Source organism: Actinoplanes sp. NPDC049598 (assembly GCF_040675435.1).
Classification (GTDB): domain Bacteria; phylum Actinomycetota; class Actinomycetes; order Mycobacteriales; family Micromonosporaceae; genus Actinoplanes.
Genome location: NZ_JBFAOX010000003.1, coordinates 264382 through 290620 on the forward strand (window position 1 = coordinate 264382; position 26239 = coordinate 290620).

The window sequence follows — 26239 nt, forward strand, 5'->3', positions numbered from 1 at the left end:
CCACGTTGCCAATGTGCCGACACGCACTCCTTGTATTCTCCACCACCGCCCCGGCGGGCTATCGTCATCGCCGTGCGTCATTACGCCGCGTATGGCTCGAACCTCGACCCCGCCCGCATGCGGGCCTACTGTCCGCACTCGCCCATGGTGGGCGTGGGGTGGATAGAAGGCTGGCGCCTGACCTTCGCCGGTGAGGGGGAAATGGGCTGGGAGGGCGCGGTCACCACGATCGTCGAGTCCCCCGGCGACCGGGTGTTCGTCTCGCTCTACGACGTCCACCCGTGGGACGCCGCCCAGCTCGACGAGGTCGAGGGGGTGACGGCCGACGCCTATCAGAAACTCACCGTGCGTGTTTCGACGCTCGAAGGCGAGTTCAGCGCGTGGGTCTACGTCTTCGCCGGTTACGAGGGCGGCATGCCCACCGCGTGGTATCTCTCCGAGATCGCCAACGCGGCCGAGAAGGCCGGGGCGCCCGACGACTACGTCCAGGAGCTGCGCGAACGCCCCACCCGCATCGCGCCTCCCGAGGCCTAAACGAACCGACGGTAGATGTTGGCCTCGTACAGCGGCTTCATGCCGACCGCGAGGTAGAGCCGCGCCGCCTGAGTCGGGTTGGCCAAGTCGACGCCCAGCCCGGCCTTGGCGTAACCCTTGCGCGCGTAGACGGCGAAGGCGTGGCGCAGCAGCGTCTCCCCCAGACCCCTCTTGCGGTACGGAGCGAGGACGCCCAGCCGCTTGACCCAGCCCTCGTCGTTGCCGTCACCGCTGTCGGCCGAGGACTCCAGGGCGCCCGCGACCTGCCCGTCGACCTCGGCCACGAACCACTCGTCGTACACGTGGGTCTTCTCCTCATCGAGGATCTTGCGCCACGCCTCGTAGTCGGCGGTGCGGTGATCGGAGTCGAGGAACGCCTGCTGGATGACGCCGTGGAACGCCCGCATGTCGGCGTCGTCGTCTGGGCGCACGAGACGCACGGTGACACCCGCCGGCGGCTCCGGGGCGGTGGGTGGCACGCCGTCGAGCGACATCTGCATGCGGGCGTGCTGCTTGAGGAAGACAAAGCCATGATCTTCCAGGGCCTGGATGTACGGCTTCTCGGTGGGCACGGCGCCGGCACGGACCTCGTACGGGCTGTGGCCGAACTCGACCGCCCGCTCGGCCACCCGGGCCAGGATGATCTCGAGCAGCGGCACCATGGCCGGCCGCCCCCGCTCGGGCCAGACGTAGACCTCGACGAAATCGCGGTCACTGGCGGTCGAGTTGACCGGGAAGGCCCAGCCGACGATCTTCGCCTCGTCGTCGAGCGCCAGCCAGACGTCGCGCCCCATGTCCGTGTGTGGCTCGGTCAGCGACTCGCGCACCTCCTCGACGCTGAAGTCGGGGTAGCCGAGGGCGGCGATGTCACTGGCGTGCACCAGCTCGAGGATCGCGGGCACGTCGTCGAGGGTGGGGCGGCGCAGGCTCCACCCGGCGGGAAGCTCGGTCATGCCCGGCATCGGACCACGAACCATCCGGCCGGGCCAGCGATTTACGGGGCGAGCCGGTGCCGCAGCGACTCCAGCAGACCCACCAGCTCGACCCGTTCGGCGAGGTCGAGGGACGAGTACGCCTGCCCGGCCATGGCGTCGGCCGCCGAGTCGGCCCACATGAGCCGGCGCACGATCGGCCCGGCCGGCGGGTACGGCGGCTGCCAGCCGAACGCGACGGCCCCGGTCTCCCCCTCGGGGCCGGCGATGATCGCCTGCAGCGGGGTGAGCCCGCTGGCCCGCACGGCCACCAGGTGCACGCCGAGCCGGTGCTCCTGCAGCAGATGCAGCAGCACCGCGGCCTGGGCGCCGGCGCTCTGCTCGGGCATCGGCATGGCCCGCCAGGCGGCGAACAGCGGCAGACCCGCGTAGTCGACGGCGGTCACCACCCGCCGGGTCAGCTCGTGCAGCCGGCCGAGCCGCGGGAAGCCACCCAGCTGCTCGGCGCCCCACGTGCAGAGCTCGTGCAGATGCCAGGTGGCCACCTCCATCGGGGCCGAGGTCTTGGCGGTCGCCTCCCAGCCGTCGATGACGGCCTCGGGCGCGATGAAGCCGATGGCCGCGGCGACCGTCTCCGGGCGGACGTCGCCGAGCGCGCCCGCGCGCGCGGAGACGTGGTACGCCCAGCCGGAGAGGCCGAGCAGGCGCGCTCGGCGAAGGGTCTGCGGCGACTCGGCAAAGGCGCCCACGATGGTGGCGAGTCCCGTTTTGGCGTTGGCGGCAGCCTGTTCGGGGGTCACCCGCCCGATTCTGCTCTCCTCGGCCCGATCTGGAAAACTTTCTTCCCGTCACAGCCGACGATTCAGATCATTCCGACTCGTCCGATTCAAGATCCTCCAAGGCGGCCTGTACGTCTCCCACCTCCCGCCGAGCCGCGGCGGCGGCCCGTTCGGCGTCGCGACGAGCCTGCTTGCGCCGCGCCACCTCGGCCTGCGCCTCCGTTCGGCGACGTTCCAACTCGGCCAGCTCGGCGTCGAGGTCCTCCACCCGGTGACCTGCGTCACGTTCGGCCACCTCGGCCTTCTCCAGCTGCTCGTCGGCCCGGCGCTCGGCCGACTCGGCCGAGCTCAGCCGGCGGCGCAGCTCCCGCCGGCGCTTGTCCCGCTCCCGCCGGCGTTGCTCCCGCTCCCGCTGGCGGCGCTCTTCGGCGACCCGCTCGCGCGGCGAAAGCTCGATGACCTCGGCTTCCTCCTCGTCTTCCTCGCCGGAGACGCCGGAAAGGCCAGAGGCGTCGTCGGCGGCGTCCGGCACGTCGGTGACCAGGCGCAGCCGCGGCCGGGGCACCTCGCCGAAGCCGGCGTAGGTGGCGGCCCGGATCAGGCGGCCGGTGCGGACCTGGGCGGCCACGTCCGGCTCGGCCATGGCCGCGGTCAGCGTCGCCTCCACCTCGCCCAGCGGCAGCTTGATCCCCGGTTCCTCGGCCCGGGCCAGCTTGCCGGCCGCCGAGACCAGCGCCGAGACCACCTGGCGGCGCTGCGCGGTCAGCTCCCGCAGCGCGTCGCCGTCGAGGCCGCGCTGGGCCTCCCGCAGGGCCGTGGCCAGGTCGGCCAGCTCCTCGACGAGCTCGGGGCGGCGCAGCGCGAGCAGGTTGACCACCCAGGCGGCCACCGTCGGCTTCTTGAGCGCGGCCAGCCGCTTGGCGGTCGCCTTGTCACCGGCCTTGCGGGCGTCCTCGACCGCGGCCGTGCGGGCCGCCACGAAGCCGTCCGGCGGGGCCTCGTACAGCCGTTGGATCAGTTGATCGGTAGCGGTGCTCATCAAGGTCAGTCGAGGACCGTACCGGGCGCGACCTGGGCCCACGTCGTGCCGGACAACCGTTCCGAGAGCCCGCCGTAGATCTTCGCCCCGTTCGCGTTGAGCAGCCCGTCGTGCAGCGCGAAGGCCCGTCCGGGCTTGACCGCCCGGATGAAGTCGATCGACTCCATCGCCCGCATCCATGGAGCATTCAGCGGCGCGAACAGCGTGTCCACCGTGGCGTCCTCCGGCACGGTGAACGAGTCACCCGGGTGGTAGAGGTTGGCGCCCGCGTCGGCCACCAGGTAGGCCAGGTTGGCGATCCGCGGGATGTCCGGGTGGATCACCGCGTGCTGCCCGCCGTACGCCGTGACCTGGTAGCCCGCGACCTGGAGGTGCTGACCCGGCTCGACCGCGAAGGTCGAACCCTCGTAACCGGTGAGCGTGGCCAGCACGTCGGCGTGGGCGTAGACCCGCGGCACCGGCGCGATGGTCTCGTGGTCCACGTGATCGGGATGCTCGTGGGTGATCAGCACCGCGTCCGCCCCGTCGACCGCGGACCGCTCGCTGAAGTTGCCCGGGTCGATGACGAGCACGCCCTCGCCCTCGACGCGAAGGCAGGAATGCCCGAACTTGGTGATGCGCATGGGACCCTCCGTTGCCGCCGATTCGTGACCATCCACCACGCAGTCTGCCGGAACCGCGTACGGCGTGCCGCACGTCCCAACCCCACATCTCTAGCGGGGACAAGGAGACACACCATGCGTGCGATCCGTAACCGGAAGACATATCTGGCAGCGACCATTCTGCTCACCGGCCTCCTGATCGCCGGCTGCAGCGCCGATTCCAGCGACAGCGGCGAAAGCACCGGCGGCGCCGCCGCCCCGGCCATGGCCCCCGATCAGGCCACCGAGCAGAAAGGCGCGCCGGCCCAGGGCAAGGACACGACCGCCGAGGCCCCTGATCTGCGGGTCGAGCAGCGCTCGATCATCTACCGCGGCTCGCTCTCGGTCCGGGTCAAGGACGTGAACGCCGCGGCCGGTCAGGCCACCGGCATCGCCACCACGGCCGGCGGCTTCGTCGGGGGCGACAACCGGACGAGCGGCTCCGGCGCCGGCAGCGCCACCCTGGAGCTGCGCATCCCGGCCGACAAGTTCGGCGCCGTGGTCGACCAGCTGGGCAAGCTGGGCGACGAGGAGCAGCGCCAGATCAACACCGAGGACGTCACCGAGGCGGTCGTCGACCTGGACGCGCGGATCGCCGTGCAGCAGGCCCGGGTGGACAGCGGCCGCAAGCTGCTCGGCCAGGCCAAGTCCCTCGACGACCTGGTGATGCTGGAGCGCGAGGTGGCCACCCGGGAGTCCGACCTGGCCTCGCTGCAGGCCAAGAAGCGCAACCTGGCCGACCTGACCGCGCTCTCCACGATCACGGTGACCTTCCTCGACCCGGACGCCGACCCGGTGGCCGGGGCCGACGACGACCCGCCGGGCTTCCTGGCCGGGCTCGGCGCCGGGTGGGACGCGCTGCTGGCCTCGCTCAAGGTGGTGCTGACCGTGCTCGGCGCGCTGCTGCCGTGGCTGATCGCAATCGGCCTGCCGGTGTGGGCCGTCCTCTACCTGATCCGGCGCTTCCGGACCGCCCGGCCGGTGCCGGCGGCTCAGCCGCCGGCCCAACAGGACTAGAAAGCGCCGGTCGCCAGGGCGGCGAGCGCGGTGTGGGTCATCACCCGGATCCCGTAGCCGATGCAGCTCTCGTCCACGTCGAAGTCGCCCTGGTGCAGGTCGTGCTTCTCGTCCGAGCCGGGGCGGGCCGTGCCGAGCCGGATCATCGCGCCCGGCACGTGGTCGAGGTAGAACGCGAAGTCCTCGCCACCCATGCTGATCTCGGCCTCGACCACCCGGTCGGCGCCGAGCGCGGCCCCGGCCGCCCCGGCGATCACGGCGGTCGCCATCCGGTCGTTGATCACCGGCGGGACGCCGCGGTGATAGCCCACCTCGACGTGGGCCCCGGTCGGCGCGACCACGTCCTCGATCAATTTGGTGATCAGCTCGGGGGCCTGGCGCCAGGCCTCCCGGTTGAGGATGCGCACGGTGCCGCGGGCCTCGCCCACGCCCGGGATCGCGTTGGGGGCCTCGCCCGCGTGCACGGCGCCCCAGACCATCGAGACACCGGCCCGCGGGTCGATGCGGCGGTCCAGCAGGGACGGCACGTCGATGATGACCCGGCCCAGGGCGTGCACCAGGTCGGCCGTCAGGTGGGGCCGGGCGGTGTGCCCGCCGGGGCCGGTGACCTTGACGTCGATCATGTCGGCGGCCGCGGTGAACGGGCCCGAGCGGACCCCGACCAGGCCGGCCGGCAGCTGCGGGTAGCAGTGCAGCGCGTAGATCGCGTCGACGTCCTTGAGGGCGCCGGCGGCGATCACGTGCGGCGCGCCCGAGGGCACCGACTCCTCGGCCGGCTGGAAGATCAGCCGCACCCGGCCCGGCAGCTGGCCGCGCTCGTCGAGCTGGGCCAGGGCCAGGCCGAGGCCGAGCATGACGGTGGTGTGCACGTCGTGCCCGCAGGCGTGGGCCACGTTGGCGACGGTCGAGCGGTACGGCACGTCCTTGAGGTCCTGCAGCGGCAGCGCGTCCAGGTCGGCCCGGAAGGCGATCACCCGGTCACCCCGGCCGATGTCGCAGTACAGACCGTTGCGGTCGGGCAGCAGCTGCGGCGAGAGGCCGGCCACGGCGAGCTCACGGGCGACCAGCGCCGTCGTCTCGAACTCGCGGTAGGAGGGCTCGGGGTGAGCGTGAATGTGCCGTCGGATCGCTACGAGCTCCGCGCCGCGGGAGGCGAGCCAGCGGTCGAGCTGGCCGGGCAGGGGCTCGGCACCGGGCAACGGCCCGGGCCACTCCGTCTGGGCCCCGTCGGGCTCCGTCAGAGTAGTAGTCACGTCGGCTTCCGTACTCTCGAAGTTTTGTCGGGTTTTTGCGACGCGCGACAGCTTAGACCGTTTTCGGTAACGCTGTGCAACGCCTTTCCCGCACACGCCTACAACCGGTTACGGTCCGACGAGGTGACGCGGTTCAACGACAGCTCCCGGGTTGCGGGAAACTCCTCGTCAGAAGCGCTCGACCGGGCGGTGGACGCCCCAGACGCCGCGCAAGGTGTGGCATACCTCGCCCACAGTGGCACGACGACGCAACGCCTCTTTCATCAACGGTAAGACGTTGTCATTCCCACCGGCGGCCTTCGCCAAATCCGCCAGGGCTGTCTCGACCGCCACACCGTCGCGCTCGGCACGCAGCGCGGCCAGCCGGGCCACCTGGGCCTCCTCGATCGCCGGGTCGACCCGCAGCGGCTCGTACCGCTCCTCGGTCTCGGCGGCGAACCGGTTGACCCCGACGACCACCCGCTCGCCGCTGTCGATCTCGTTGGCGATCCGGTAGGCCGAGCTCTCGATCTCCTGTTTCTGGAAGCCCTGCTCGATGGCGTCGACCGCGGAGCCGTAGGAGAAGACCCGCTCGATCAGCGCGAGCGCCTCCTTCTCGACCTCGTCGGTCAGCGCCTCGATCGCGTACGAGCCGGCGAACGGGTCGACCGTGCCGGTCAGGCCGCTCTCGTAGGCCAGGACCTGCTGGGTGCGCAGGGCAAGCCGGGCCGACTTCTCGGTGGGCAGCGCGAGGGCCTCGTCGTACGAGTTGGTGTGCAGCGACTGGGTGCCGCCGGCGACCGCGCCCAGGGCCTGGATGGCCACCCGGACGAGGTTGACCTCGGGCTGTTGTGCGGTCAGCTGCACGCCCGCGGTCTGGGTGTGGAATCGCAGCATCAGCGATTTCGGATCTTGGGCGCCGAACTCGTCGCGCATGATCCGGGCCCACATGCGGCGGGCGGCGCGGAATTTCGCGATCTCTTCGAGCAGGGTCGTGCGGGCGACGAAGAAGAACGACAGGCGCGGGGCGAAATCGTCGACGGCCAGACCCGCGGCGAGCGCCGCCCGGACGTACTCGATGCCGTTGGCCAGGGTGAAAGCGATCTCCTGAGCGGGCGAGGCGCCGGCCTCGGCCATGTGATAGCCGGAGATGGAGATCGTGTTCCACTTGGGGATCTCCCGGCGGCAGTACGCGAAAGTGTCGGCGACCAGCCGCAACGACGGTTTCGGCGGGAAAATGTACGTGCCCCGGGCGATGTACTCCTTGAGGATGTCGTTCTGGATCGTGCCCTGCAGGGCCGTGCCGGGCACCCCCTGCTCCTCGGCCACCAGCTGGTAGAGCAGCAGCAGGACGGAGCCCGGGGCGTTGATCGTCATCGACGTCGAGACCTGGTCGAGCGGGATCTTGTCGAAGAGTTTCCGCATGTCGTCGATGCTGTCGATGGCCACCCCGACCTTGCCCACCTCGCCGTGCGCGATCGGCTCGTCCGAGTCGTAGCCCATCTGGGTGGGCAGGTCGAAGGCGACCGAGAGACCCATCGTGCCGGCGGCCAGCAGCTGGTGGTAGCGCGCGTTGGACTCGGCCGCGGTGCCGAAGCCGGCGTACTGCCGCATGGTCCAGGGGCGCTTGGTGTACATCGTCGGATAGACACCCCGGGTGTACGGAAACTCGCCCGGCTCGCCGATCGGAGCGTCGGGCGGCACATCGCCCGGACGGTAAACCGGCTTGATCTCGAATCCCGACTCCGCGTTCACATCCGTGATCCTAAGGCTTCGTTCAATCCGAATGAGTGAGGACTTTTGCACTCAGCGTCCGAATGCCTCCACCGAATGCGATTTCCCCGTCACCTACCGTCGAGTTCCGGTAAACACGGGCCCCGTGACTTTCAAATCGGGGTGCGGAACCGGCAAGATAGCGGGGTTGGTCGACGGCCCCTAGACCCCCTCGGTGGCATCCTCAGTGACTCAGATTCCGACGTGGAGCGGCGGCAACACGGCTCCCACCAGCGGACGCGCAGCCCCGGGCACGCTCATCGGCGGGCGGTACACGCTGCGTGCCGCGGTGGGCCACGGTGGCATGGGCACGGTCTGGCGCGCGGCGGACACGCTGCTGCGCCGCGACGTGGCGATCAAGGAGGTCATCCTCCCGCCCGGCCTGGCCCCCAGCGACCGCGACGCCATGTACGAGCGGACCATGCGCGAGGCCCGCGCGGCCGCGGCCCTGCAGCATCCGGCCGTCGTGCAGGTCTACGACGTCGTGCACGAGAACGGCCGCCCCTGGATCGTGATGGAGCTGCTCGACGCGCGCAGCCTGGCCGACATGGTGATCGAGGACGGGCCGGTCCCGGCCCGGGTCGTCGCCAAGATCGGCATCGCGCTGCTGGGCGCCCTCGAGGTGGCCCACGCGCACGGCGTGCTGCACCGCGACGTCAAGCCGGCCAACGTGCTGATCTGCTCCGACGGCCGCTGCGTGCTGACCGACTTCGGCGTCGCCCGGATGCCGACCGACGTGCAGCTGACCACCCCCGGCATGGTCCTCGGCTCGCCCCACTTCATCTCGCCCGAGCGGGCCATGGGCAGCGAGTTCGGCCCGCCGAGCGATCTGTTCTCGCTCGGCGTCACGCTCTACACCGCGGTCGAGGGCCGTCCCCCGTTCGACAAGGGCGACCCGATCGAGACCATGCACGCCGTGGTCGAGGACCCGCCGGCCCCGGCCGTGCGGGCCGGCTCGCTCACCCCGGTGCTGATGGGCCTGCTCGAGAAGGACCCGGCCCGCCGGATGGACGTCGGCACCGCCCGCACGATGCTGCGCCAGCAGCTGGCCGGCCCGCTGGCCAGCAAGAGCCCGCCGCACATGATGACCGACCCCTACTCGGTCGTCCCGTCGCCGCGCCCGCCGGCCGCCCCGGTCGAGACGCAGCCGATCCCGCCGCAGCCGAGCGGCCAGATCGGCGGCCGGGCCATGCTCTCGCCGAACGACTCGCTCACCGACCACCTGGCCAAGCTCCAGCAGGAGAACGCGGCCGCCGGCCACCGTGGTGGGCCGGGTGACCTGCCGCCGACCGGCGCCATGCTGTCGCCGCCACGGCCGACCGGCGACACGACCAGCGTGCTGCCGCCCCGCGAGGCCTGGAACGGCGCCCGGGCGGCCCGCGACCCGATGATGGGCGGCACGGTCGTGTCCAGCCCGTCCGCCAAGCGCAAGGCCATGCTGGACAACGCCGTCGGCACCGCCCGCCGGACGGCCGACAAGGCGATCACCACGGTCAAGGGCTGGCCGCGCCAGAAGCAGCTCATCGCCGGTGGCGGCGCCCTGGGTGTGGTGCTCCTGCTGGTGCTGGTCTTCTCGCTGACCGGCGGCGGGGACGACGGCAAGACCCCGACGGCCGCCCCGCCGTCCGCGGTCGAGAACGTGGCCCCGTCGTACCCCACCCAGGCGTACAAGGGCCGCGGCATCACCGTGCTGGTGCCGGCCGGCTGGACCCGCAAGGCCGCCGGCAGCTGGGTCGACTACGCCGACCCGCAGGACGCCAAGCGCAAGGTCCGCATCCTGGTCGAGAACTCCAAGGGCACGCCGACGTCGTTCCTGGGCGTCGCCGAGAGCAACCTGAAGAAGGGCACGACCAGCTGCACCACGCCGTACAGCCGGGTCGGCCTGACCAAGACCACCATCGCCGGCCGGGAGGGCGCGGTGCTGGAGTACAAGTGCGGCAGCGGCGCCGAGGGGCGGCACGGCCTCTGGGGCGCGGTGATCAACGACGGCAAGGCGTACTCGTTCTACCTGACCACCAAGGAATCGCAGTTCCCGACGAGCAAGCCGATCTTCGACCAGATGATCAAGTCGTACGCCCTGGGCGCCGCCTGACGGTCCGGCCACGTGCTATCAAGTTCGGATGGCACCTGACGAACTCACCTCCCGGGCCGAGGCCTGGCTGGCGGACGACCCCGACCCGGCCACCCGGGCCGAGCTGACCCGGCTGATCGACGGTCTGCCCGGCACCGCCGAGGAGCTGCGCGACCGGTTCGCCGGGCCGCTCACCTTCGGCACGGCCGGGCTCCGCGGCCGGCTGCGGGCCGGGCCGAACGGGATGAACCTCGCGGTCGTCACCCGGGCCGCGGCCGGGCTGGTCACCTGGCTGGCGGCGCAGGGCGGCGAGGGACCGCTCGTGATCGGGTACGACGCCCGGCACGGCTCCCGTGAGTTCGCCGAGCAGACCGCCCGCGTCGCCACCGGCGCCGGCCGGGAGGCCCTGCTGCTGCCCGGCACGCTGCCCACGCCGGTCCTGGCGTACACGGTGCGGGCCCTGGACGCGGTGGCCGGGGTGATGGTGACCGCGAGCCACAACCCGCCCCAGGACAACGGCTACAAGGTCTATCTCGGCCGCGGCCTCGGCGGCCCGGCGGGTGACGGCGCGCAGATCGTGCCGCCCGCCGACGCCGGCATCGAGGCCGCCATCCGGGCCGTCGGCCCGCTGGCCGGAGTCCCGCTCGGCGCGCCGGGCACGCTGATCGACGACAAGATCATTGAGGGGTACGCCCGGAGCGCCGCCGGCGTGCTCACCGAGAACGGTCCCCGCGACCTGTCGATCGCCTACACCCCGATGCACGGCGTCGGCGGCAGCACCCTGCAGGCCGCCTTCGCCGCCGCCGGCTTCCCGGCCCTGGCCGTCGTGGCCGAGCAGGCCGAGCCCGACCCCGAGTTCCCGACCGTAGCCTTCCCCAACCCGGAGGAGCCGGGCGCGATGGACCTGCTCCTCGCGCTCGCCCAGGGCACCGGGGCCGACCTGGCCATCGCCAACGACCCGGACGCCGACCGGTGCGCGGTCGCCATCCCCACCGCGGCCGGCGGGTGGCGGGCCCTGCGCGGCGACGAGCTGGGCGTGCTGCTGGGCGACTATCTGATCCGGCGGGGCGTCCCCGGCACGTACGCCACCACGATCGTCTCGTCGCAGCTGCTGGGCCGGCTCTGCGCCGCCCGCGGCGTGCCCTACGCGGAGACCCTGACCGGCTTCAAGTGGATCGTGCGGGCGGCCGGGGAGCTGGCCTTCGGCTACGAGGAGGCGCTCGGCTACTGCGTCGCGCCGGCCCTGGTCCGCGACAAGGACGGCATCACGGCCGCCCTGACCGTGGCCGAGCTGGCGGCCGGGCTCAAGGCCGAGGGGCGCACCCTGGCCGACCGGCTCGACGAGCTGGCTACCGAGTTCGGGGTGCACGCCACCGATCAGCTGTCCGTCCGGGTCGACGACCTCGCGGAGATCGGGGTGGCCATGCAGCGGGCCCGTACCGCCCCGCCCGCGACCCTGCTCGGCGCCTCGGTCGCCACGACCGACGACACCGACAACAACGTGCTCACCTTCCGCACGTCAGCGGCGCGCGCGGTCATCCGCCCGTCGGGCACGGAACCCAAACTGAAGGCGTACCTCGAAGTGGTGGAACCCACCGGCGAGGGTGACCTGACCGCGGCCCGTGGCCGCGCGGCGGAGGCATTGGTGACGCTGCGGCGCGAGATCGCCGCCGCGCTGGGGGTCTGACATCGGAGCGGCCGGGCGCTCAGCGCGCCCGGCCGGGACGTCAGGCCGGCTTGGGCGCGCCCAGGGCGGCCGAGATGGCCCGGCCCAGGGTCGCCACCACGAGGGCGACGGAGGGACGCACGATCGAGTCCTCCAGGTTGGCCGAGCCCGAGAAGCCGGCCCCCGACGCGATCTGCTCGAGCCGCTCGTGCGCGCGGGCGCTCTCCTCCGGAGGCAGGCGCAGCGCCGGCTCCATGCGGGTCGCCACGAGCAGGGTGGCCAGCGCCGCCGTCCGCTCGTCGGTCGGGCCGTCGCTGGTCAGCGCGGTGGCCAGCCGGCCCCGGATCTCGGCCTCGAACGCCGGGTCGGTCGTCGGGTAACGGTGCACGTGGATGAAGCCCTGCTGGGTCTCGTCCACGTCCTGGACGACGCCGCGGGCGCACAGGTCCTCGAGCACACGGGTCCGCAGGCGGTGGCGCAGCCGCTGCAGCCACTGGGCGGGCGTGTGCGGCTCGTCCTCGGCCGCCTTGGCCAGGACGGCGTCGGCGATCGGGTCGCCGATCGGGCTGGGGTCGATGACTTTGAGGTATCCGTCGACGTACGCGACACGTCCGGCCAAGGCGAGATCGACCAGCACAGCCGCGGCCATGCCGAGGTCGAGCCCGATGCGGGATCCGGTCGCCTTGCCGGTCTGGTCGTCGTACGCGAGGAGGAGCAGTTCCTCGGCGAGCGCGATGGAGGTCATGGCTCGAAACGATAGTGTCCCCAGTCACGCAGACCGATCGTCAGGACGGTTATATCCCGGTTGCTTCCTTATAGAGTCGCGGCCGTGCAGGCAATCATCGCGACCCTCGGCTACGTGCTGTCGCCCGACGGCGACCAGGTCCTCATGATCCGGCGGGACACCCGTCCGGATGATCTCCACTACGGCAAGTACAACGGCCTCGGCGGCAAACTTTCCCCCGACGAGGACGTCGTCAGCGGCCTCCGCCGCGAGATCAAGGAGGAGTCGGGCCTCGTCGCCTCCGCGGTCGAGCTGGCCGGAACCATCTCCTGGCCCGGCTTCGGCCGCAACGGCGAGAACTGGTTCGGCTTCCTCTTCCGCGTTCCGACGTGGACCGGCACCCCGCTGACCGGCAACGACGAGGGCAGCCTGCACTGGGTGCCGGTAGCCGACATCTTGGCCGGCAAAGTCCCGATGTGGGAGTCCGACCGCCACTTCCTGCCGCTGGTCTTCGCCGACTCCCCCACCGTCTTCCACGGCGTCATGCCCTTCGCCCAGGGCCATGCCCTGAACTGGTCCCACACCGTGGTTTGACCGCAACCAAAGTCGCACTTCGCCCGCCAATGAGATGAGCCCGCCGAGCGAAGCGAGGCCAGCCAGCTCAGAACCGGCGCATGCCGCCGAACTGGCGGTCGCCGGCGTCGCCCAGGCCCGGGACGATGTACTTCTTCTCGTTCAGCCCCTGGTCGATCGAGGCGGTGACCAGCCGCAGCGGCAGGCCCGACTCCTCGAGAGCGGCGATCCCCTCCGGCGCCGCCAGGACGCAGCAGATGATCACGTCGGTGCAGCCGCGGTCGACCAGCAGCTTGCAGCAGTGCAGCAGCGACCCGCCCGTGGCCAGCATCGGGTCGAGCACCAGCACCGGCTGCCCGGAGAGGTCACCCGGCAGCGACTCCATGTAGGCCCGCGGCTCGTACGTCTGCTCGTCGCGGGCCAGCCCCACGAACCCCATCGACGACTCGGGCAGCAGGCCGAGCGCCGAGTCCGCCATGCCGAGCCCGGCCCGCAGCACCGGCACGATCAGCGGCGGGTTGGCCAGCCGGGTGCCCTCGGTCGGTGCGACCGGCGTGTCGATCGGGTACTTCTCGGTGGCGAAGGAGCGGGCCGCCTCGTAGACGACCATGGTGGTCAGCTCGTGCAGCGAGGCCCGGAAGACCCCCGAGTCGGTGTCCGCTTTGCGCATCGCGGTGAGCCGGGTCTGGGCCAGCGGGTGATCTACAACGAGTACGTCCACGGGCACAACCTACCGGTCAACCAAGATCAACTGTCGGGGGCCCGCGTAGAATCCCTTTCATGACTGCGACAGCGACGTCAAGGCTGTCCGGCCTGCCCGATTCCCCCGCCGATCTCCGGACTTTCCTGCACGGACTGCCCGGGGTCGACAAGGTGGGCGTCGAGGCCAGGGCGGCGGCGCTCGGCACCCGATCGGTGAAGACGACCGCCAAGGCCCACGCCATCGACCTGGCCATCCGCATGGTCGACCTGACCACCCTGGAGGGCGCGGACACGCCGGGCAAGGTGCGGGCGCTCTCGGCCAAGGCTTTGCGGCCCGACCCGGCCGACGCCACCTGCCCCCAGGTGGCCGCGGTCTGCGTCTACCCGGCCATGGTCCCGTTCGCGGCCGAGGTGCTGGCCGGCAGCGGCGTCCACCTGGCCAGCGTGGCCACGGCGTTCCCGTCCGGCCAGGCCCCGCTCGACGTCAAGCTGGCCGACACCCGTGACGCGGTCGCGGCCGGCGCCGACGAGATCGACATGGTGATCAGCCGGGGCGCGTTCCTGGCCGGCGACTACGCCAAGGTCTTCGACGAGATCGTCGCGGTCAAACAGGCCTGCGGCTCCGCCCACCTCAAGGTCATCCTCGAGACGGGCGAGCTGGCGACGTACGACAACGTGCGCCGCGCCTCCTGGCTGGCCATGCTGGCCGGGGCCGACTTCATCAAGACCTCGACCGGCAAGGTCCCGGTGGCGGCGACCCTGCCGGTCACCCTGATCATGCTCGAGGCGGTCCGCGACTTCCGCGCGCGCTACGGCCGGCAGGTCGGCGTGAAGCCCGCCGGTGGAATCCGGACCACCAAGGACGCCATCAAATACCTTGTGATGATCAACGAGACGGTCGGCGACGACTGGCTCTCGCCCGACTGGTTCCGGTTCGGCGCCTCCTCGCTGCTCAACGATCTGCTGATGCAGCGCACCAAGCTCACCACCGGCCACTACGCCGGTCCGGACTACTTCACCCTGGACTGAGGTGGCCACCTTGTTCGAGTACGCCCCCGCCCCCGAGTCCCGCTCGATCGTCTCGATCGCCCCGTCGTACGGGCTGTTCATCGACGGCGAGTTCAGCGAGGCCAAGGACACGTTCAAGACGATCAACCCGGCCGACGAGGAGACGCTGGCCGAGGTCGCCCTGGCCGGCCCCGAGGATGTCGACCGGGCCGTCGCCGCGGCCCGCCGCGCCTTCGAGAGCTGGTCCGCGCTGCCCGGCTCGGAGCGGGCGAAATACCTGTTCCGGATCGCCCGGATCATCCAGGAGCGCTCGCGCGAGCTGGCCGTGCTGGAGTCGCTCGACAACGGCAAGCCGATCAAGGAGTCCCGCGACGTCGACCTCCCGCTGGTCGCCGCCCACTTCTTCTACTACGCGGGCTGGGCCGACAAGCTCAAGTACGCCGGCTTCGGCCCCGACCCGCGCCCGCTGGGCGTGGCCGGCCAGGTCATCCCGTGGAACTTCCCGCTGCTCATGCTGGCCTGGAAGATCGCCCCGGCGCTGGCCACCGGCAACACGGTGGTGCTCAAGCCGGCCGAGACGACCCCGCTCTCCGCGCTCTTCTTCGCCGACGTCTGCCGCCAGGCCGGGCTGCCCGCGGGCGTGGTCAACATCGTCACCGGGGCCGGCGACACCGGCCGCTACCTGGTCGAGCACCCCGACGTGAACAAGGTCGCCTTCACCGGCTCGACCGAGGTCGGCCGTGCGATCGCCCGCTCGGTCGCCGGCACGGGCAAGAAGCTGACGCTCGAGCTCGGCGGCAAGGCGGCCAACATCGTCTTCGACGACGCGCCGATCGACCAGGCTGTCGAGGGCATCGTCAACGGCATCTTCTTCAACCAGGGCCACGTGTGCTGCGCCGGCTCGCGGCTGCTGGTGCAGGAGTCGGTGGCCGAGGAGCTGCTCGACTCGCTCAAGCGCCGCATGGCCACGCTGCGCGTCGGCGACCCGCTCGACAAGAACACCGACGTCGGCGCGATCAACTCCGCGGCCCAGCTCGCCCGGATTACCGAATTGTCGGAAATCGGCGCGCAGGAAGGCGCCGAGCGCTGGTCGCCGGAGTGTTCGCTGCCCGACCGCGGCTTCTGGTTCGCCCCGACGATCTTCACCGGCGTCACCCAGGCCCACCGGATCGCCCGCGAGGAGATCTTCGGGCCGGTCCTGTCGGTGCTGACCTTCCGCACGCCGGCCGAGGCCGTCGAAAAGGCCAACAACACGCCGTACGGGTTGTCGGCCGGCATCTGGAGCGACAAGGGATCCCGGATCCTGGCCGTCGCCGACCAGCTGCGGGCCGGCGTGGTCTGGGCCAACACGTTCAACAAGTTCGACCCCACGTCGCCGTTCGGCGGCTACAAGGAATCGGGGTACGGCCGCGAGGGCGGCCGTCACGGCCTGGAGGCGTACCTTGCCTGAGTCAGCGACGCGCCTCTCCGTGCGCAAGACCTACAAGCTGTACGTCGGCGGGAAGTTCCCGCGCAGCGAGTCAGGACGGACCTATCTGGTGGACGGCGACAACGTCTCCCTCGCCTCCCGCAAGGACGCCCGGGACGCGGTCGTCGCGGCCCGGGCCGCCCAGCCGAAATGGGCCGGCGCCACCGCGTACAACCGGGGTCAGGTGCTCTACCGCATCGCCGAGATGCTCGAGGCCCGCCGGGCCGAGTTCAAGGCCCTGGGGGTCAAGGGGGCCGAGGTGGACGCCGCGGTCGACCGCTGGGTCTGGTACGCGGGCTGGTCCGACAAGATCGCCCAGGTGGCCGGCGGGGCCAACCCGGTGGCCGGGCCGTTCTTCAACATCTCGGCCCCCGAGCCCACCGGCGTGGTCGCCCTGGCCGCCCCGCCGTCGCTGCTCGGCCTGGTCAGCGTGATCGCGCCGGCGATCGTCACCGGCAACACGGTGGTCGTGATCGCGGCCAACCCGCAGGCCGCCGTCACCCTGGCCGAGGTGCTCGCCACCTCCGACGTGCCGGGCGGGGTGGTCAACATCCTCACCGGACACGCGGCTGAGATCGCGCCCTGGCTGGCCTCGCACGACGACGTCAACGCGATCGACCTGGCCGGCGTCGACGATCCCGAGCTGGCGACCGAGCTCGAGCGGACCGCCGCGGGCACGCTCAAGCGCGTACTGCGGCCTGTTTCTCTTGATTGGGCCGAAGATCCCGGGGTGGGCCGGATGACCGCTCTGCTCGAGACAAAGACGGTGTGGCACCCGAAAGGTTTCTGATCGTTGTTTAACGGTCATTGCACAGTTGCGGGGGACGGTCAGCCTGCGCCCAGGCGCGACCACTAAGGTGTGTCGGCAGACTCACCCGTCCCACAGCCCACCAAAGCGGAGGTCACCGTGGCCAGCCAGTCCGACGAGCCCGAGGCGCAGGTCGCCTCCACTGACGGGGCCTCCGGCAGTGCGCTGTGGGAAGAGGTCGGCATCGAGCCGGTCGAGATCGCGCTGCCGGCCGGCGTCGGTCTGACCCTGCGGGCGTACCGCAAGGCCTCCGAGATCACCCCGACCGAGGCCGAGGCCGAGGAGGACCTCTTCGAGTCGCGCCAGCGCCCCGCCGCCGGCGATGACGACGACGAGGAAGAGGTCATCGTCGACGAGGAGTTCAAGGCCCTGCTGGCCGAGGGCGAGGCGGACGACAAGGACAAGCCGGCGGCCGACGCCGACGAGCCCGACCCGGCCGACTTCGAGGACGAGGAGACCGCCCAGACGGAGGACGAGGAGGTCCCCCTCTTCCTGAGCCACAAGGGCCGGTTGCTCGCCTTCAAGACCCCCGAGTCGCTGGTCTCTTTCATTCGTTCGGGTGCTCCGCACGACCTCGCACAACTCGACTCCTGGGCCACCCTGGCCGACCGGGTACAGTCGACGGACATCGACCCGCAGCCCGACGACCGCTACGAGCTCGATCTCGTGGTGGAAAATCTGCGCGGCGGGCACGACACGTGGGACCTTCCACTGCTCATCGCCGCCGGCGAGGTGGCCCGCGATCTCGGCTTCGCCCTCCGGCTCAAGCCGGTGATCCTGGCCCTGTCGCCCGGCTCGCCCCTCGATGACCTGGACGAGTCCCTCCGTTCCGCGGAAAGCGGGGGTATGGGCGGATTCTTCGGTCGCCGTCGATTGAAGAAAATCGGGGCACAACAGGCAAGTCTCGGCTGGCGCTCGGTAATCGGCAAGATCTCTGCCGCTGTGGACTGGCGCGACTGACCCCTAACCAGGGAGCATCAGTCCTTGGCCAAGATGTAATAGAAGTCCCGGGGAGGAGGACGACGCCGTGGCGCTCGTGCGCGTGTACTGCGGTCTGGCGTCGGCTGATGAATCGGTGCGTGGGGTTTCGGCCCCGCAGCTGACCATCGCCGTGGTCGACGACGCAGGACGACTGCTCGGCGTCCATGAGATCAGTGACGACCCCGGCGGGTACGCCGAGCTCGGCTCACTGCTCGTGGAACGGACGAGTGGATTCACCGACGCCGCGGTCGCCGCCGACAGCGACGATCACCTCGTGACGTCGCTTCTCACCGCGGCCGGCCGGCCGCTGGTCGTGGCCGACGACGACACCACCGACGACTTCGCCGAGCGCTTCGCCGACGACGACTCGGTCGAGGAGATGCAGGCCCCACCGGCCGCCCGCCGGGCGGTCGGCCTGGCCCGGGCCCTGCAGGCCGGCGCGCTCGTCGCGAGCAGCCTGCCGGTCTCCCGCGAGCTGGTCAGCTACAAGCCCGTCCTGGCCGCCCACGTGGCGCTGCTCAGCGGGCGCCACGCGGCGGCCATCGCGCTGCGCGAGGTGCTCCGCGAGCTGTACCCGGCGGCTCTGCGGGCGTACCCCGACCCGTCGCACCCGCTGGCCCTGGCCGTGCTCGAGGCGCTGCCCGAGCCGGGCCGGCTCACCGGGCAGGGCGACTCCGAGCGCGCCGCCGAGCAGGTCGCGGCCGAGCTCACCCGGGCCGGCGCCGGCACCGAGGACGAGATCATCGCCGCGGTCACCGCGCTGCACGTCGCGATCAGCGAGTCGCCGCGCCGCGGCGGCGTCAACAAGTCGCTGGCCCCGGCCGCCGGCGAGACCGTCCGCCAGGCCGTCGCCGCGGTGCGCGCCTGCGACGCCGCCTGCGCCTCCCTGATCGGCACCATCGCCGCCCGCAGCACCCCCGCCGCCGGCGTGGGCCGCCGGGCCGGGCGCCGCACCACCGAGCCCGCCCCGCTGCAGTCGGTGGCCGCCTTCGGCCGCCGTGGGCGCCCCGAGCCGTCCGCCACCGGCAGCGGCCCGGCCTCACCCCAGCCGCTCACCTCGCCACCGGTCGCACCCGACCCGATCGGGCCGCCGCCGCTCGCGCCGTCACCGGTCGCGCCGCGGCCCTCGGCCCCGGCCGCCGCGTTCCCGTCGGCGCCGGCCGCCGCGTTCCCCAACCGGGCGCCCGCGCCCAGCAGCCGTCCGGTGTCGGCCCCGAGCAGCCGCCCAGTCTCGGCGCCGAGCAGCCGTCCGGTCTCCGGTCCGGCCAACCGGCCCGTCTCGACGCCGCCACCCCCGCCCGGGATGACGCCGATCACCCCGGGTTCGCGCCCGGTGCCCGGCTCCCGCAACCCGGTGGCGCCTACGTCGTCGCCGTCGTCGCCCTCCCTGCCGACCCGGACGTCCTTCCCGGCCGCCTCCGTGTCGCCGGGTGCGGCCGCGCCCTCCTCGGGTGCTCCGACGCCGGCCGAGACCGGCCAGCCGTTCCGGGCCACGCTCACCAACGCGGCGATCAGCAACGCCCGGGCCGAGCGTCAGCGCACGGTCATCCCGCCGCGCCCGACCACCCGCCCGACCTCGTCGGCGCCGGCGGCCAACAGCAGCGCGACCGACTTCTCGCTGCCGATGCCGGCCAACCGCCCCGGCGGTCCCGAGCCCGAGCCCGGCTCCCGCGCCAACTGGCCGCTGGTCAACAGCGGCGCCGACGAGACGGCGACCATCCCGGCCGCCTCCGCGAGCGGCCCGCCGGCCGACGGCCGGGTCCGCCCGCCCTGGCAGGACATGCCGAAGGAGCCGCCCGCGCTGCGCCTGGTCGACACCGGCACCAGCCTCGACGCCACGGTGACGGACATGCCGGCGGTCACCGAGCCGCCGTCGCTCCGCCTGGTCGAGGGCGAGGCCCGGCGCAACGCGGCCGCCCGCCGCGTCCCCACCGGCACGGCCACCAGCTCGACCCTGACCGCGCTCGACCGCAGCATCGCCCCGCCCGTCCCCTCCGACAGCAGCGACGGCGACCTGCTCATCTTCGCCCAGGCCCGGTCCGCCTGGTTCACCGGCCACACCGACCAGTCCGACAAAATGGACTGGACCAACCCGAACGACGCCGGCTGGCGCGCCGCCGAGAAAGCAGCCACCCCCGAGGTGGCCGCCGAGACAGCGGCCGGCCTGCCCAAGCGCGTTCCCCAGGCCAACCTGGTGCCCGGCTCATCGCTGCGCGAGGAGCGCCCGCTCCGCATCGTCCGCGACGCCGCCAGCATCGCCGCCCACACCACGGGCTACTTCCGCGGCTGGCGCCGAGGCCAGGAGATCGGCGGCTTCGCCATGGGCGGCCGCCCCGGCCGCGAGTCCGCCGGCGGCTGGGACTTCACCCGCGACGGCGGCCAGGGCGACGACAACGAATACCGCAACAACAACGCGGGCTACGGCTCCCGCTAACCCTCTCCACAACGAAAGCCGGCGACCGGGCACCCCGCCCGCCGCCGGCTTTCGCCTTTCCCACCCCGCCACCCACACGACCCCAGCGGCAGCCCCCGGGCCAAGCGGCACCGCATCACCGCCGCCACACCGCCCCTGTCACACGGCGCCTGCCCCGCGCGCCACCCCGTCCCCGCCACACCGCGCCCGCCCCACCCAGCCGAGCCCCGCCCCGCCCCACGCGCGCCATTCCGCCCCTGCCACACCAGGCCCCCGCCGCGCGCCACACCGTCGGGCCCCGCTACCACCACACCGCGCGCACCCCGTCGGGGCCCACCCCTGCCACACCACGCCCGCATCGCGCGTCACTCCGCCTCCTGCCACACCGCCCCGGCGACGCCCTGCGATGTCCTCTGTGGATGATCGCCGGGCGTGGATGACCCTCCTACCAGGCCCAGCTGATGCTGAGAGGACGGCCCAGGTGGGTGGCTATGCGTTCGGCCTCGTCGGTCAAGGGCTGGCGGGTGGCGGGCGGGTCGAAGGGGGTGAGGGTGATCTCGGCGTGGCGTGGGGTCACTCGATGGGTCCAGGTGCCGGTTATCCGGCCGTTGGTCAGGATTACGGGGGCTATGCGGCCGGCGGGGCGGAAGACGGCGGGTAGGTGCTTCGGGTCTATGAAGGGCTCTTCGCGAGGCATGCCCAGCACCCAGGGGTCGAAGGCGGGCAGCAGCCGGTAGGAGGCGCTCTCCACCGCATGGGCCTCGGAGTGATCATCGGCGGCGCGGATCCCAGGCACGTCGACGGCGGCGCGGAGCGTGGGTGGGTCGACGGCGGCGTGGGGCGTAGGCAGGCCGGCGGAGGTGCGGGGCGCGGGTAGGCCGGCGCTGGCATGAGGCGGGGGTAGGCCGGCGCTGGCATGAGGCGGGGGTAGGCCGGCGGTGGCGCGAAGTTCGGGTAAGTCGGCGGCCAGGACCAGGGCGTCGTGGCCGGCGTGGTGGACCAGCTCGGTTTCGGGGCGGATCAGGTCCAGCAGCTCGCGGCCCAGGCGTTCGCGGGGTGGGCCGGCCCACCAGCGCGCGATCTGGGCGGGGGTCGTGGGGGCGTACGACCGCAGGAAGAGCCGGACCACCGACCGGAGTGAGTCGGACGACGAGCCGGACCGGTCGATCGGGCCGAGCCAGTGCTCGGGCGAAGTGAAGCCGTTCTCGGCGAAGCAGAGCAGGCCCCGGAAGGAGGCCGCCTTGAGATCGGAGCCCCAGCTCGACAACACCCAGGATGCGAGCCGTGGGGAGCCGGTCAGGCGGCCGACCTCCTCGGCGAGTTCGGGGCGGGTGAGGATGCGGTCGTGCAGGGCGGTGGCGACGGCGTCGCAGATGCGCTGGGTGTCGGGGTGGCCGTTGTTGCCGAACTTCCGCAGGGTGCTGAGCGCGCCCAGCCAGGTCGGCAGCGAGGCCGCGGGCAGCAAATGCAGGGTGCCGCGGGCGGCCCACAGCTTGACCAGGGTGCGGTCGCGCCACAGAGCCGTCGCCAGGGCGCCCGGCTGGTGGTCGTCGAGCCGGGCCAGCAGGCTCAGGTCGGCCGAGCTCATCACCTGGGCGTGCAGGCCGCACACGCGTTCCGCGACCGCCGCCGGGTCGCCGGTGGGGAGGCGTGGATGCAACCCGTGCCGGCGGAGCCGCCACGCCAGGACGGAGGACGACTTCAGCTCTGACGCTCCTGCCAGGTGCACAGGCAGACGCGGTTGCCTTCGGGGTCGGCCAGGACCCAGAACGACGGGGCGGCCTCGTCGCTGACCAGGGTGCCGCCGGCGGCCACGGCGGCGGCGATGCGGGGCTGGACCTGGGCCGGCTCGAGCCAGATGTCGGGGTGCCAGCGCTGGCGCGGCTCCTCGGAGCCGGACTCCTGGAACCAGATCTCGGGCAGCACGTCGGCCGGGTCGGTCAGATCCTCCCGGCCGGCCGGGGTCTCCATGGCCAGGATGGCCGCCCAGAAGGGGCGGATCGAGCTGTACGCCGGCGAGTCGAGGCCCCACTCCAGGCGGGAGACGCTTGCGCTCTCCATCCGGACGCCGGCGCCTGACACGATCGACGAGACGGCGCGGGCCAGGCGGATGTCGCGCTGGGTCACCCCGTGCTCGTCGTGGCTGGTCAGCCGCACGTCGACCTGGGTGTAGCGCAGGGTGACGTCGGGGTGGTGGTTCATCCGCTCAGCGACCTCGCCGATGGCGTTCACGATTTTCAGGCCGGTGGCGAAGTCGCCCGTGTGGATGCGGGTCTGCAGGCCGCCGGGCACGTAGACCCAGCCGTCGAGCTTCTCGTCAGCGATCTGGGCACCGTTGAGGACAGTCATGACCCCCATGCTGCCCCGATCAGTCGAGCGGCGCGATCCGGTTGTTGCGGATGTGCTCGTAGACGATCGACGTGCGGACGTCGGCGACCTCGGGCCGTTCGGTGAGCCGGTCGATGACGAACGCGTAGAGGCAGTCGTTGTCGGGCACGGCCACGTGCACGATGAAGTCCTCGGTGCCGGTGGTCACGTACACCCCGAGGGTGTCCGGCAGGGCGCTGACCCACTCGCGGAACGCTTCGATGTTGCGCCGGGACGGCGGCCGGATCCGGACGGCGATGAGCGCCTGCACCGGCCGGCCGATCGCCGGCAGGTCGACGTCGAGGATGGCCCCGCGGATGATGCCGCGGCGGCGCAGGGCCCGTGTCCGGTCGAGGGCTGTGGTGGCCGAGACGCCGACGGCCGCCGCGACCTCCCGGTTGGTCTTCCGTGCATCCGACTGCAGCTCCCGGAGGATGGCCGTATCAAGTTCGTCCAGATCCGCCATTACGGACCTCTTTCCGAGATAAGTACGGATCAATTGCTGGCCAACCTTATACCTGCCTAGCATTTGGACAGAACAACATCCGAAGAACGGAAGAGGACATGATCGGATTCGCCCCCGAGGAGATCGACCAGAACGCGCCCACCCGCGCCGCCCGCCTGAAGTGGGTCGTCGTGGTCGACGCCTCCCTGGCCCCGGGCCGCGCGGCCAACGCGGCGATCTGCACGGCCGCCGCCACCTCGCGGGCCGTGGCCGGCCTGCTGGGCGATGACGCGGTGGACGCCGACGGCGCCGCCCATCCCGGGCTGCCCTGGCTGGGCTGCACCGTGCTGTCGGCCGACGCCGGCACTCTGCGGACGATCCGCCGCAAGGCCGCCGCCCGGCCCGACTTCTTCGTGGCCGACATGCCGGCCGCCGCCCAGCACACCCGCGTCTACGCCGAATACCTGGCCGTGGTCAAGGAGGCCGCGACCGAAAGCCTGGACTACTACGCGGTCAGCATCGTCGGCCCCCGCAACCCGCTCGACAAGATCGTCGGCAAGCTGCCGTTATTGGGGTAGGTCCAGCGCCTTCGCGATGTTCCACTCGGCCAGGTCGAGCATCCAGGCGCGATCGGGGAAATCGGTCGCGGCGATCCGCAGCGGCCCCTCGATCAGCGCCAGCACCTGTGCGTACCGATAGAACTCAAGGCGGTCCGGGTCGAGCTCCACCGGCCGCAGCCGTTCGTAGGCCGGGCCGAAGCGCATCCGGACGAAGGCGTGCTCCCACTCCACGTCGAAGTAGGTCAGCCCTTCGATGTCGATCATCACGGGCTCGCCGGCCGGGCCGATCAGGACGTGATCGGGGCCGAGCTCACCGTGCACCAGCCCGTAGACGGCCCGGGGCTCGATCGCCGCGTGCAACCGGCGCAGATGATCGTCGATCCGCGGGGCGGCCGCGGTCAGCCGCTCATCCAGGGGCGCCACCGCCGCGAGATGGCTCAGCGCCCGGTCGAGAATCACGTCAGCGGCCGGCCGGGCCCCGGACAGATCCGTGAGCCGGCCCCACGACGAGCCGACGGTGGTGTGCATCCGCCGCAACGACTCGCCGAGCTCGGCCAGCGGCCCCTCGGCGGCCGCGGGATCGCGCTCGATCAGCGCCTCGAGCTTCTCCCGGCCCGCATCCTCCACGATCACCAGACCGGCGTCCCGATCAAGCCAGAGCATCGCCGGTACGCGGACCCGAGCAGCCGCCAGAGCCGCGTGGTTCGTCGTGAACAATTCCAGCCCGGACGCATCGGTGAAGGGGTCGTCGGGCACCGTCTCGGCCGGCGGCCAGTAGTTCTCGGCGTCGGCCCAGGAGTACAGGATCGCGGTCGTTTCGTCGCCGAACCGCAGCCGGTACACACCCTTCTTGGTGCCACCAGTCAGCCGGTCGATCCCGCTCGGAGGTCGGCCCAGGGCCCCGGCCACCAGATCGGACACGTCGTCGAGCGTGAGGAAGGCGCGCACGATCGTCGATCATCGGCGCTCCGGCCGGAGGCCGCAACCTGTTTCGGGCATGGAGAAGCCCCGCTCCGACTACTCGGAGCGGGGCTTCAACCGATCGTCAGGCGGGCGCTACCGCGCGCGAGCGACGCATCGTCAGCACATACTCGACCAGCGAGATGAGGACGTTCTTCGTCGACTCACGGTTGCGGGCGTCGCAGCTCACCACCGGGACGTCGCTCGAGATCGCGAGAGCGTCCCGGACGTCCTGAGCGTTGTGATACTGCATGCCGTCGAAGCAGTTGATCGCCACGAGGTATGGCAAACGGCGGTGCTCGAAGAAGTCGATGGCGGCGAAGCAGTCGGCGAGCCGGCGCGTATCCACCATGACGACGGCACCGATCGCGCCCCGGACCAGCTCGTCCCACATGAACCAGAAACGCGTCTGGCCGGGGGTACCGAACAGGTACAGAATCAGGTCGCGGTCGATGCTGATCCGGCCGAAGTCCATGGCGACGGTGGTCGTCATCTTGCCCGGCACCTGCCGGTTGTCGTCGACACCCACGCCCGCCGAGGTCATGATGGCCTCGGTCGTCAGCGGGGTGATCTCCGAAACCGACCCGACCAGCGTCGTCTTGCCAACGCCGAACCCACCGGCGATGACGATCTTCGCCGATGTAACCCGTCCCGCGGAGGGACGGGGCGACATGTCAGAGCCTGCGAAGTCCACTCAGCACCCTTTCCAGCAGTTCCGTGCCTACCGCGTCGGTCTCGTCTTCCAGCGAGGTGGGCTCGTACACCGCGACGAGGCCGTCAGAGGCCATGTCGGCGACGATCACTCGAGCCACACCGAGCGGCAGTTGCATGCGTGCGGCGATCTCGGCCAGCGACTGAACCCGGCCGCCGTCGCACATCGCCGCGATGTACTGATGCTCGCTTCCACCCTGCCCGCCACGGGACATCCCAGAACGCCCGCGGACGGTTGTCTCGACCAGCGCTTCCAGCGCTATCTCAAGCTTCGGCCGGGTCCGACCGCGGGTTACGGCGTATGGCCTGACCAGTGCGCCGGTTGGCTCATCGCGTTCGGGCATTGTCACCGCTCACCCCTTCCTCGAACCCTTAGAAGTGTCTCTTGTTGTCAAAGCTTTGAACAGCGGCCGAGCGCGCCGGCCGACTGCCCGTTCAGCCGAGCACCCCGGCCGCGGAACGCGGCGCGGGGGTCAGCGCCTCGCCGACGCGGTCGACGAGGAGGGCCATCTCGTAGCCCACCTGGCCGACGTCGCAGCTGCGAGCCGCGAGCACCGCGAACGAGGAACCGTCGGAGATCGACATCAGGAAGAGGAACCCGTTGTCCATCTCGACGACCGTCTGCAGCACCGCGCCACCCTCGAAGCACCGTGCGGCGCCCTGAGTGAGGCTTACGAGGCCGGAGGCGATAGCCGCCAGCTGATCGGCGCGGTCACGCGGAAGGTCCCGCGAGGCTGCCCGGAGCAGACCGTCGGCGGAGACCGCGATCGCATGCGCGACTCCGGGAACGCGGTCGGCGAAGTTGGCCAGCAGCCAACCGAGATCCTGCGTAGAT

Annotated in this window: 26 protein-coding genes; 11 read left to right on the forward strand and 15 right to left on the reverse strand. The window is 71.7% G+C overall.

The window, feature by feature from the left end; genetic code table 11:
* Positions 1-72 precede the first annotated feature (72 nt).
* Positions 73-534 (forward strand): gamma-glutamylcyclotransferase, encoded by a 462-nt coding sequence (locus tag AB0J66_RS09930; protein ID WP_364658005.1) that lies wholly within the window; start codon positions 73-75, stop codon positions 532-534.
* Here the strand turns inward: AB0J66_RS09930 and AB0J66_RS09935 are convergent.
* From AB0J66_RS09935 to AB0J66_RS09950, 4 genes are all read right to left on the reverse strand, one after another.
* A complete protein-coding gene (locus AB0J66_RS09935; protein ID WP_364658007.1) occupies positions 531-1487 on the reverse strand; it encodes a GNAT family N-acetyltransferase in 957 nt (318 codons plus the stop codon). The genes AB0J66_RS09930 and AB0J66_RS09935 overlap by 4 nt on opposite strands.
* Before the next feature lie 41 nt (positions 1488-1528).
* Complete coding sequence (locus AB0J66_RS09940; RefSeq protein ID WP_364658009.1) at positions 1529-2266, reverse strand: hypothetical protein; 738 nt, start codon at positions 2264-2266, stop codon at positions 1529-1531.
* Positions 2267-2333: 67 nt separating this feature from the next.
* Positions 2334-3284, reverse strand: coding sequence for a hypothetical protein (locus AB0J66_RS09945; protein ID WP_364658012.1), 951 nt, complete (start codon positions 3282-3284; stop codon positions 2334-2336).
* 5 nt (positions 3285-3289) lie between these two features.
* A complete protein-coding gene (locus AB0J66_RS09950; protein WP_364658014.1) occupies positions 3290-3907 on the reverse strand; it encodes an MBL fold metallo-hydrolase in 618 nt (205 codons plus the stop codon).
* A gap of 114 nt (positions 3908-4021) precedes the next feature.
* Here AB0J66_RS09950 and AB0J66_RS09955 point away from each other — a divergent pair, with 114 nt between their 5' ends.
* The gene (locus AB0J66_RS09955; RefSeq protein ID WP_364658016.1) at positions 4022-4942 is read left to right on the forward strand and encodes a DUF4349 domain-containing protein; all 921 of its coding nucleotides are present in this window, start codon (positions 4022-4024) and stop codon (positions 4940-4942) included.
* Here AB0J66_RS09955 and AB0J66_RS09960 read toward each other — a convergent pair.
* Positions 4939-6195 carry an amidohydrolase gene (locus AB0J66_RS09960; protein ID WP_364658018.1) on the reverse strand — a complete coding sequence of 419 codons (1257 nt, stop codon included), beginning with the start codon at positions 6193-6195 and terminating at the stop codon, positions 4939-4941. The genes AB0J66_RS09955 and AB0J66_RS09960 overlap by 4 nt on opposite strands.
* Before the next feature lie 168 nt (positions 6196-6363).
* Positions 6364-7929, reverse strand: a complete 1566-nt coding sequence (locus AB0J66_RS09965; RefSeq protein ID WP_364658020.1) for a methylmalonyl-CoA mutase family protein — start codon at positions 7927-7929, stop codon at positions 6364-6366.
* 205 nt (positions 7930-8134) lie between these two features.
* On the opposite strand from AB0J66_RS09965, the gene AB0J66_RS09970 reads away from it, so the two are divergent.
* Both AB0J66_RS09970 and AB0J66_RS09975 read left to right on the forward strand, forming a co-directional pair.
* Complete coding sequence (locus AB0J66_RS09970; RefSeq protein ID WP_364658022.1) at positions 8135-10039, forward strand: protein kinase; 1905 nt, start codon at positions 8135-8137, stop codon at positions 10037-10039.
* A 28-nt stretch (positions 10040-10067) separates the two neighbouring features.
* Positions 10068-11705, forward strand: a complete 1638-nt coding sequence (locus AB0J66_RS09975) for a phospho-sugar mutase (protein WP_364658024.1) — start codon at positions 10068-10070, stop codon at positions 11703-11705.
* A gap of 40 nt (positions 11706-11745) precedes the next feature.
* Here the strand turns inward: AB0J66_RS09975 and AB0J66_RS09980 are convergent, their stop codons facing one another.
* Positions 11746-12429: a GPP34 family phosphoprotein gene (locus tag AB0J66_RS09980; RefSeq protein WP_364658026.1), complete on the reverse strand. Its 684-nt coding sequence runs from the start codon at positions 12427-12429 to the stop codon at positions 11746-11748.
* A gap of 84 nt (positions 12430-12513) precedes the next feature.
* Between AB0J66_RS09980 and AB0J66_RS09985 the strand changes: the two genes are divergently transcribed.
* Positions 12514-13002 (forward strand): 8-oxo-dGTP diphosphatase, encoded by a 489-nt coding sequence (locus AB0J66_RS09985; protein ID WP_364658029.1) that lies wholly within the window; start codon positions 12514-12516, stop codon positions 13000-13002.
* A gap of 67 nt (positions 13003-13069) precedes the next feature.
* On the opposite strand, the gene upp is transcribed toward AB0J66_RS09985, so the two are convergent.
* Positions 13070-13702: a uracil phosphoribosyltransferase gene (upp, locus tag AB0J66_RS09990; protein WP_364658031.1), complete on the reverse strand. Its 633-nt coding sequence runs from the start codon at positions 13700-13702 to the stop codon at positions 13070-13072.
* A 59-nt stretch (positions 13703-13761) separates the two neighbouring features.
* Between upp and deoC the strand changes: the two genes are divergently transcribed.
* From deoC to AB0J66_RS10015, 5 genes are all read left to right on the forward strand, one after another.
* On the forward strand, positions 13762-14712 hold the full coding sequence (deoC, locus tag AB0J66_RS09995) for a deoxyribose-phosphate aldolase (protein ID WP_364658033.1): 951 nt from the start codon (positions 13762-13764) through the stop codon (positions 14710-14712).
* A gap of 10 nt (positions 14713-14722) precedes the next feature.
* Positions 14723-16141 carry an aldehyde dehydrogenase family protein gene (locus AB0J66_RS10000; protein WP_364658678.1) on the forward strand — a complete coding sequence of 473 codons (1419 nt, stop codon included), beginning with the start codon at positions 14723-14725 and terminating at the stop codon, positions 16139-16141.
* Complete coding sequence (locus AB0J66_RS10005) at positions 16134-16949, forward strand: aldehyde dehydrogenase family protein (protein ID WP_364658036.1); 816 nt, start codon at positions 16134-16136, stop codon at positions 16947-16949. Before AB0J66_RS10000 ends, AB0J66_RS10005 begins: the two co-directional genes overlap by 8 nt.
* Positions 16950-17066: 117 nt before the next feature.
* Positions 17067-17927, forward strand: coding sequence for a DNA primase (locus AB0J66_RS10010; protein WP_364658038.1), 861 nt, complete (start codon positions 17067-17069; stop codon positions 17925-17927).
* A 67-nt stretch (positions 17928-17994) separates the two neighbouring features.
* Entirely contained in the window at positions 17995-20382 is a 2388-nt protein-coding gene (locus tag AB0J66_RS10015) for a transposase (protein ID WP_364658040.1), read from the forward strand.
* Between the two features lie 424 nt (positions 20383-20806).
* Here the strand turns inward: AB0J66_RS10015 and AB0J66_RS10020 are convergent, their stop codons facing one another.
* Genes AB0J66_RS10020 through AB0J66_RS10030 form a run of 3 tightly spaced genes read right to left on the reverse strand, consistent with a single transcriptional unit; the run spans position 20807 to position 23194 of the window.
* Positions 20807-22090 carry a crosslink repair DNA glycosylase YcaQ family protein gene (locus AB0J66_RS10020; RefSeq protein ID WP_364658043.1) on the reverse strand — a complete coding sequence of 428 codons (1284 nt, stop codon included), beginning with the start codon at positions 22088-22090 and terminating at the stop codon, positions 20807-20809.
* The gene (locus AB0J66_RS10025; RefSeq protein WP_364658046.1) at positions 22063-22710 is read right to left on the reverse strand and encodes a 4a-hydroxytetrahydrobiopterin dehydratase; all 648 of its coding nucleotides are present in this window, start codon (positions 22708-22710) and stop codon (positions 22063-22065) included. Before AB0J66_RS10025 ends, AB0J66_RS10020 begins: the two co-directional genes overlap by 28 nt.
* Positions 22711-22729: 19 nt before the next feature.
* Entirely contained in the window at positions 22730-23194 is a 465-nt protein-coding gene (locus tag AB0J66_RS10030; protein WP_364658048.1) for an Lrp/AsnC family transcriptional regulator, read from the reverse strand.
* A gap of 98 nt (positions 23195-23292) precedes the next feature.
* Here AB0J66_RS10030 and AB0J66_RS10035 point away from each other — a divergent pair, with 98 nt between their 5' ends.
* Positions 23293-23751 carry a DUF2000 domain-containing protein gene (locus tag AB0J66_RS10035; RefSeq protein ID WP_364658051.1) on the forward strand — a complete coding sequence of 153 codons (459 nt, stop codon included), beginning with the start codon at positions 23293-23295 and terminating at the stop codon, positions 23749-23751.
* Here AB0J66_RS10035 and AB0J66_RS10040 read toward each other — a convergent pair.
* The 4 genes from AB0J66_RS10040 to AB0J66_RS10055 all read right to left on the reverse strand — a co-directional run.
* Positions 23740-24684 carry an aminoglycoside phosphotransferase gene (locus AB0J66_RS10040; RefSeq protein ID WP_364658680.1) on the reverse strand — a complete coding sequence of 315 codons (945 nt, stop codon included), beginning with the start codon at positions 24682-24684 and terminating at the stop codon, positions 23740-23742. The two genes, AB0J66_RS10035 and AB0J66_RS10040, sit on opposite strands and share 12 nt — an antisense overlap.
* 94 nt (positions 24685-24778) lie before the next feature.
* Positions 24779-25366, reverse strand: coding sequence for an ATP/GTP-binding protein (locus AB0J66_RS10045; protein WP_203768488.1), 588 nt, complete (start codon positions 25364-25366; stop codon positions 24779-24781).
* Between the two features lies 1 nt (position 25367).
* Complete coding sequence (locus AB0J66_RS10050; protein ID WP_364658682.1) at positions 25368-25748, reverse strand: DUF742 domain-containing protein; 381 nt, start codon at positions 25746-25748, stop codon at positions 25368-25370.
* A 91-nt stretch (positions 25749-25839) separates the two neighbouring features.
* The coding region (locus tag AB0J66_RS10055) for a roadblock/LC7 domain-containing protein (protein ID WP_364658053.1) at positions 25840-26239 on the reverse strand (400 nt) is incomplete at its 5' end.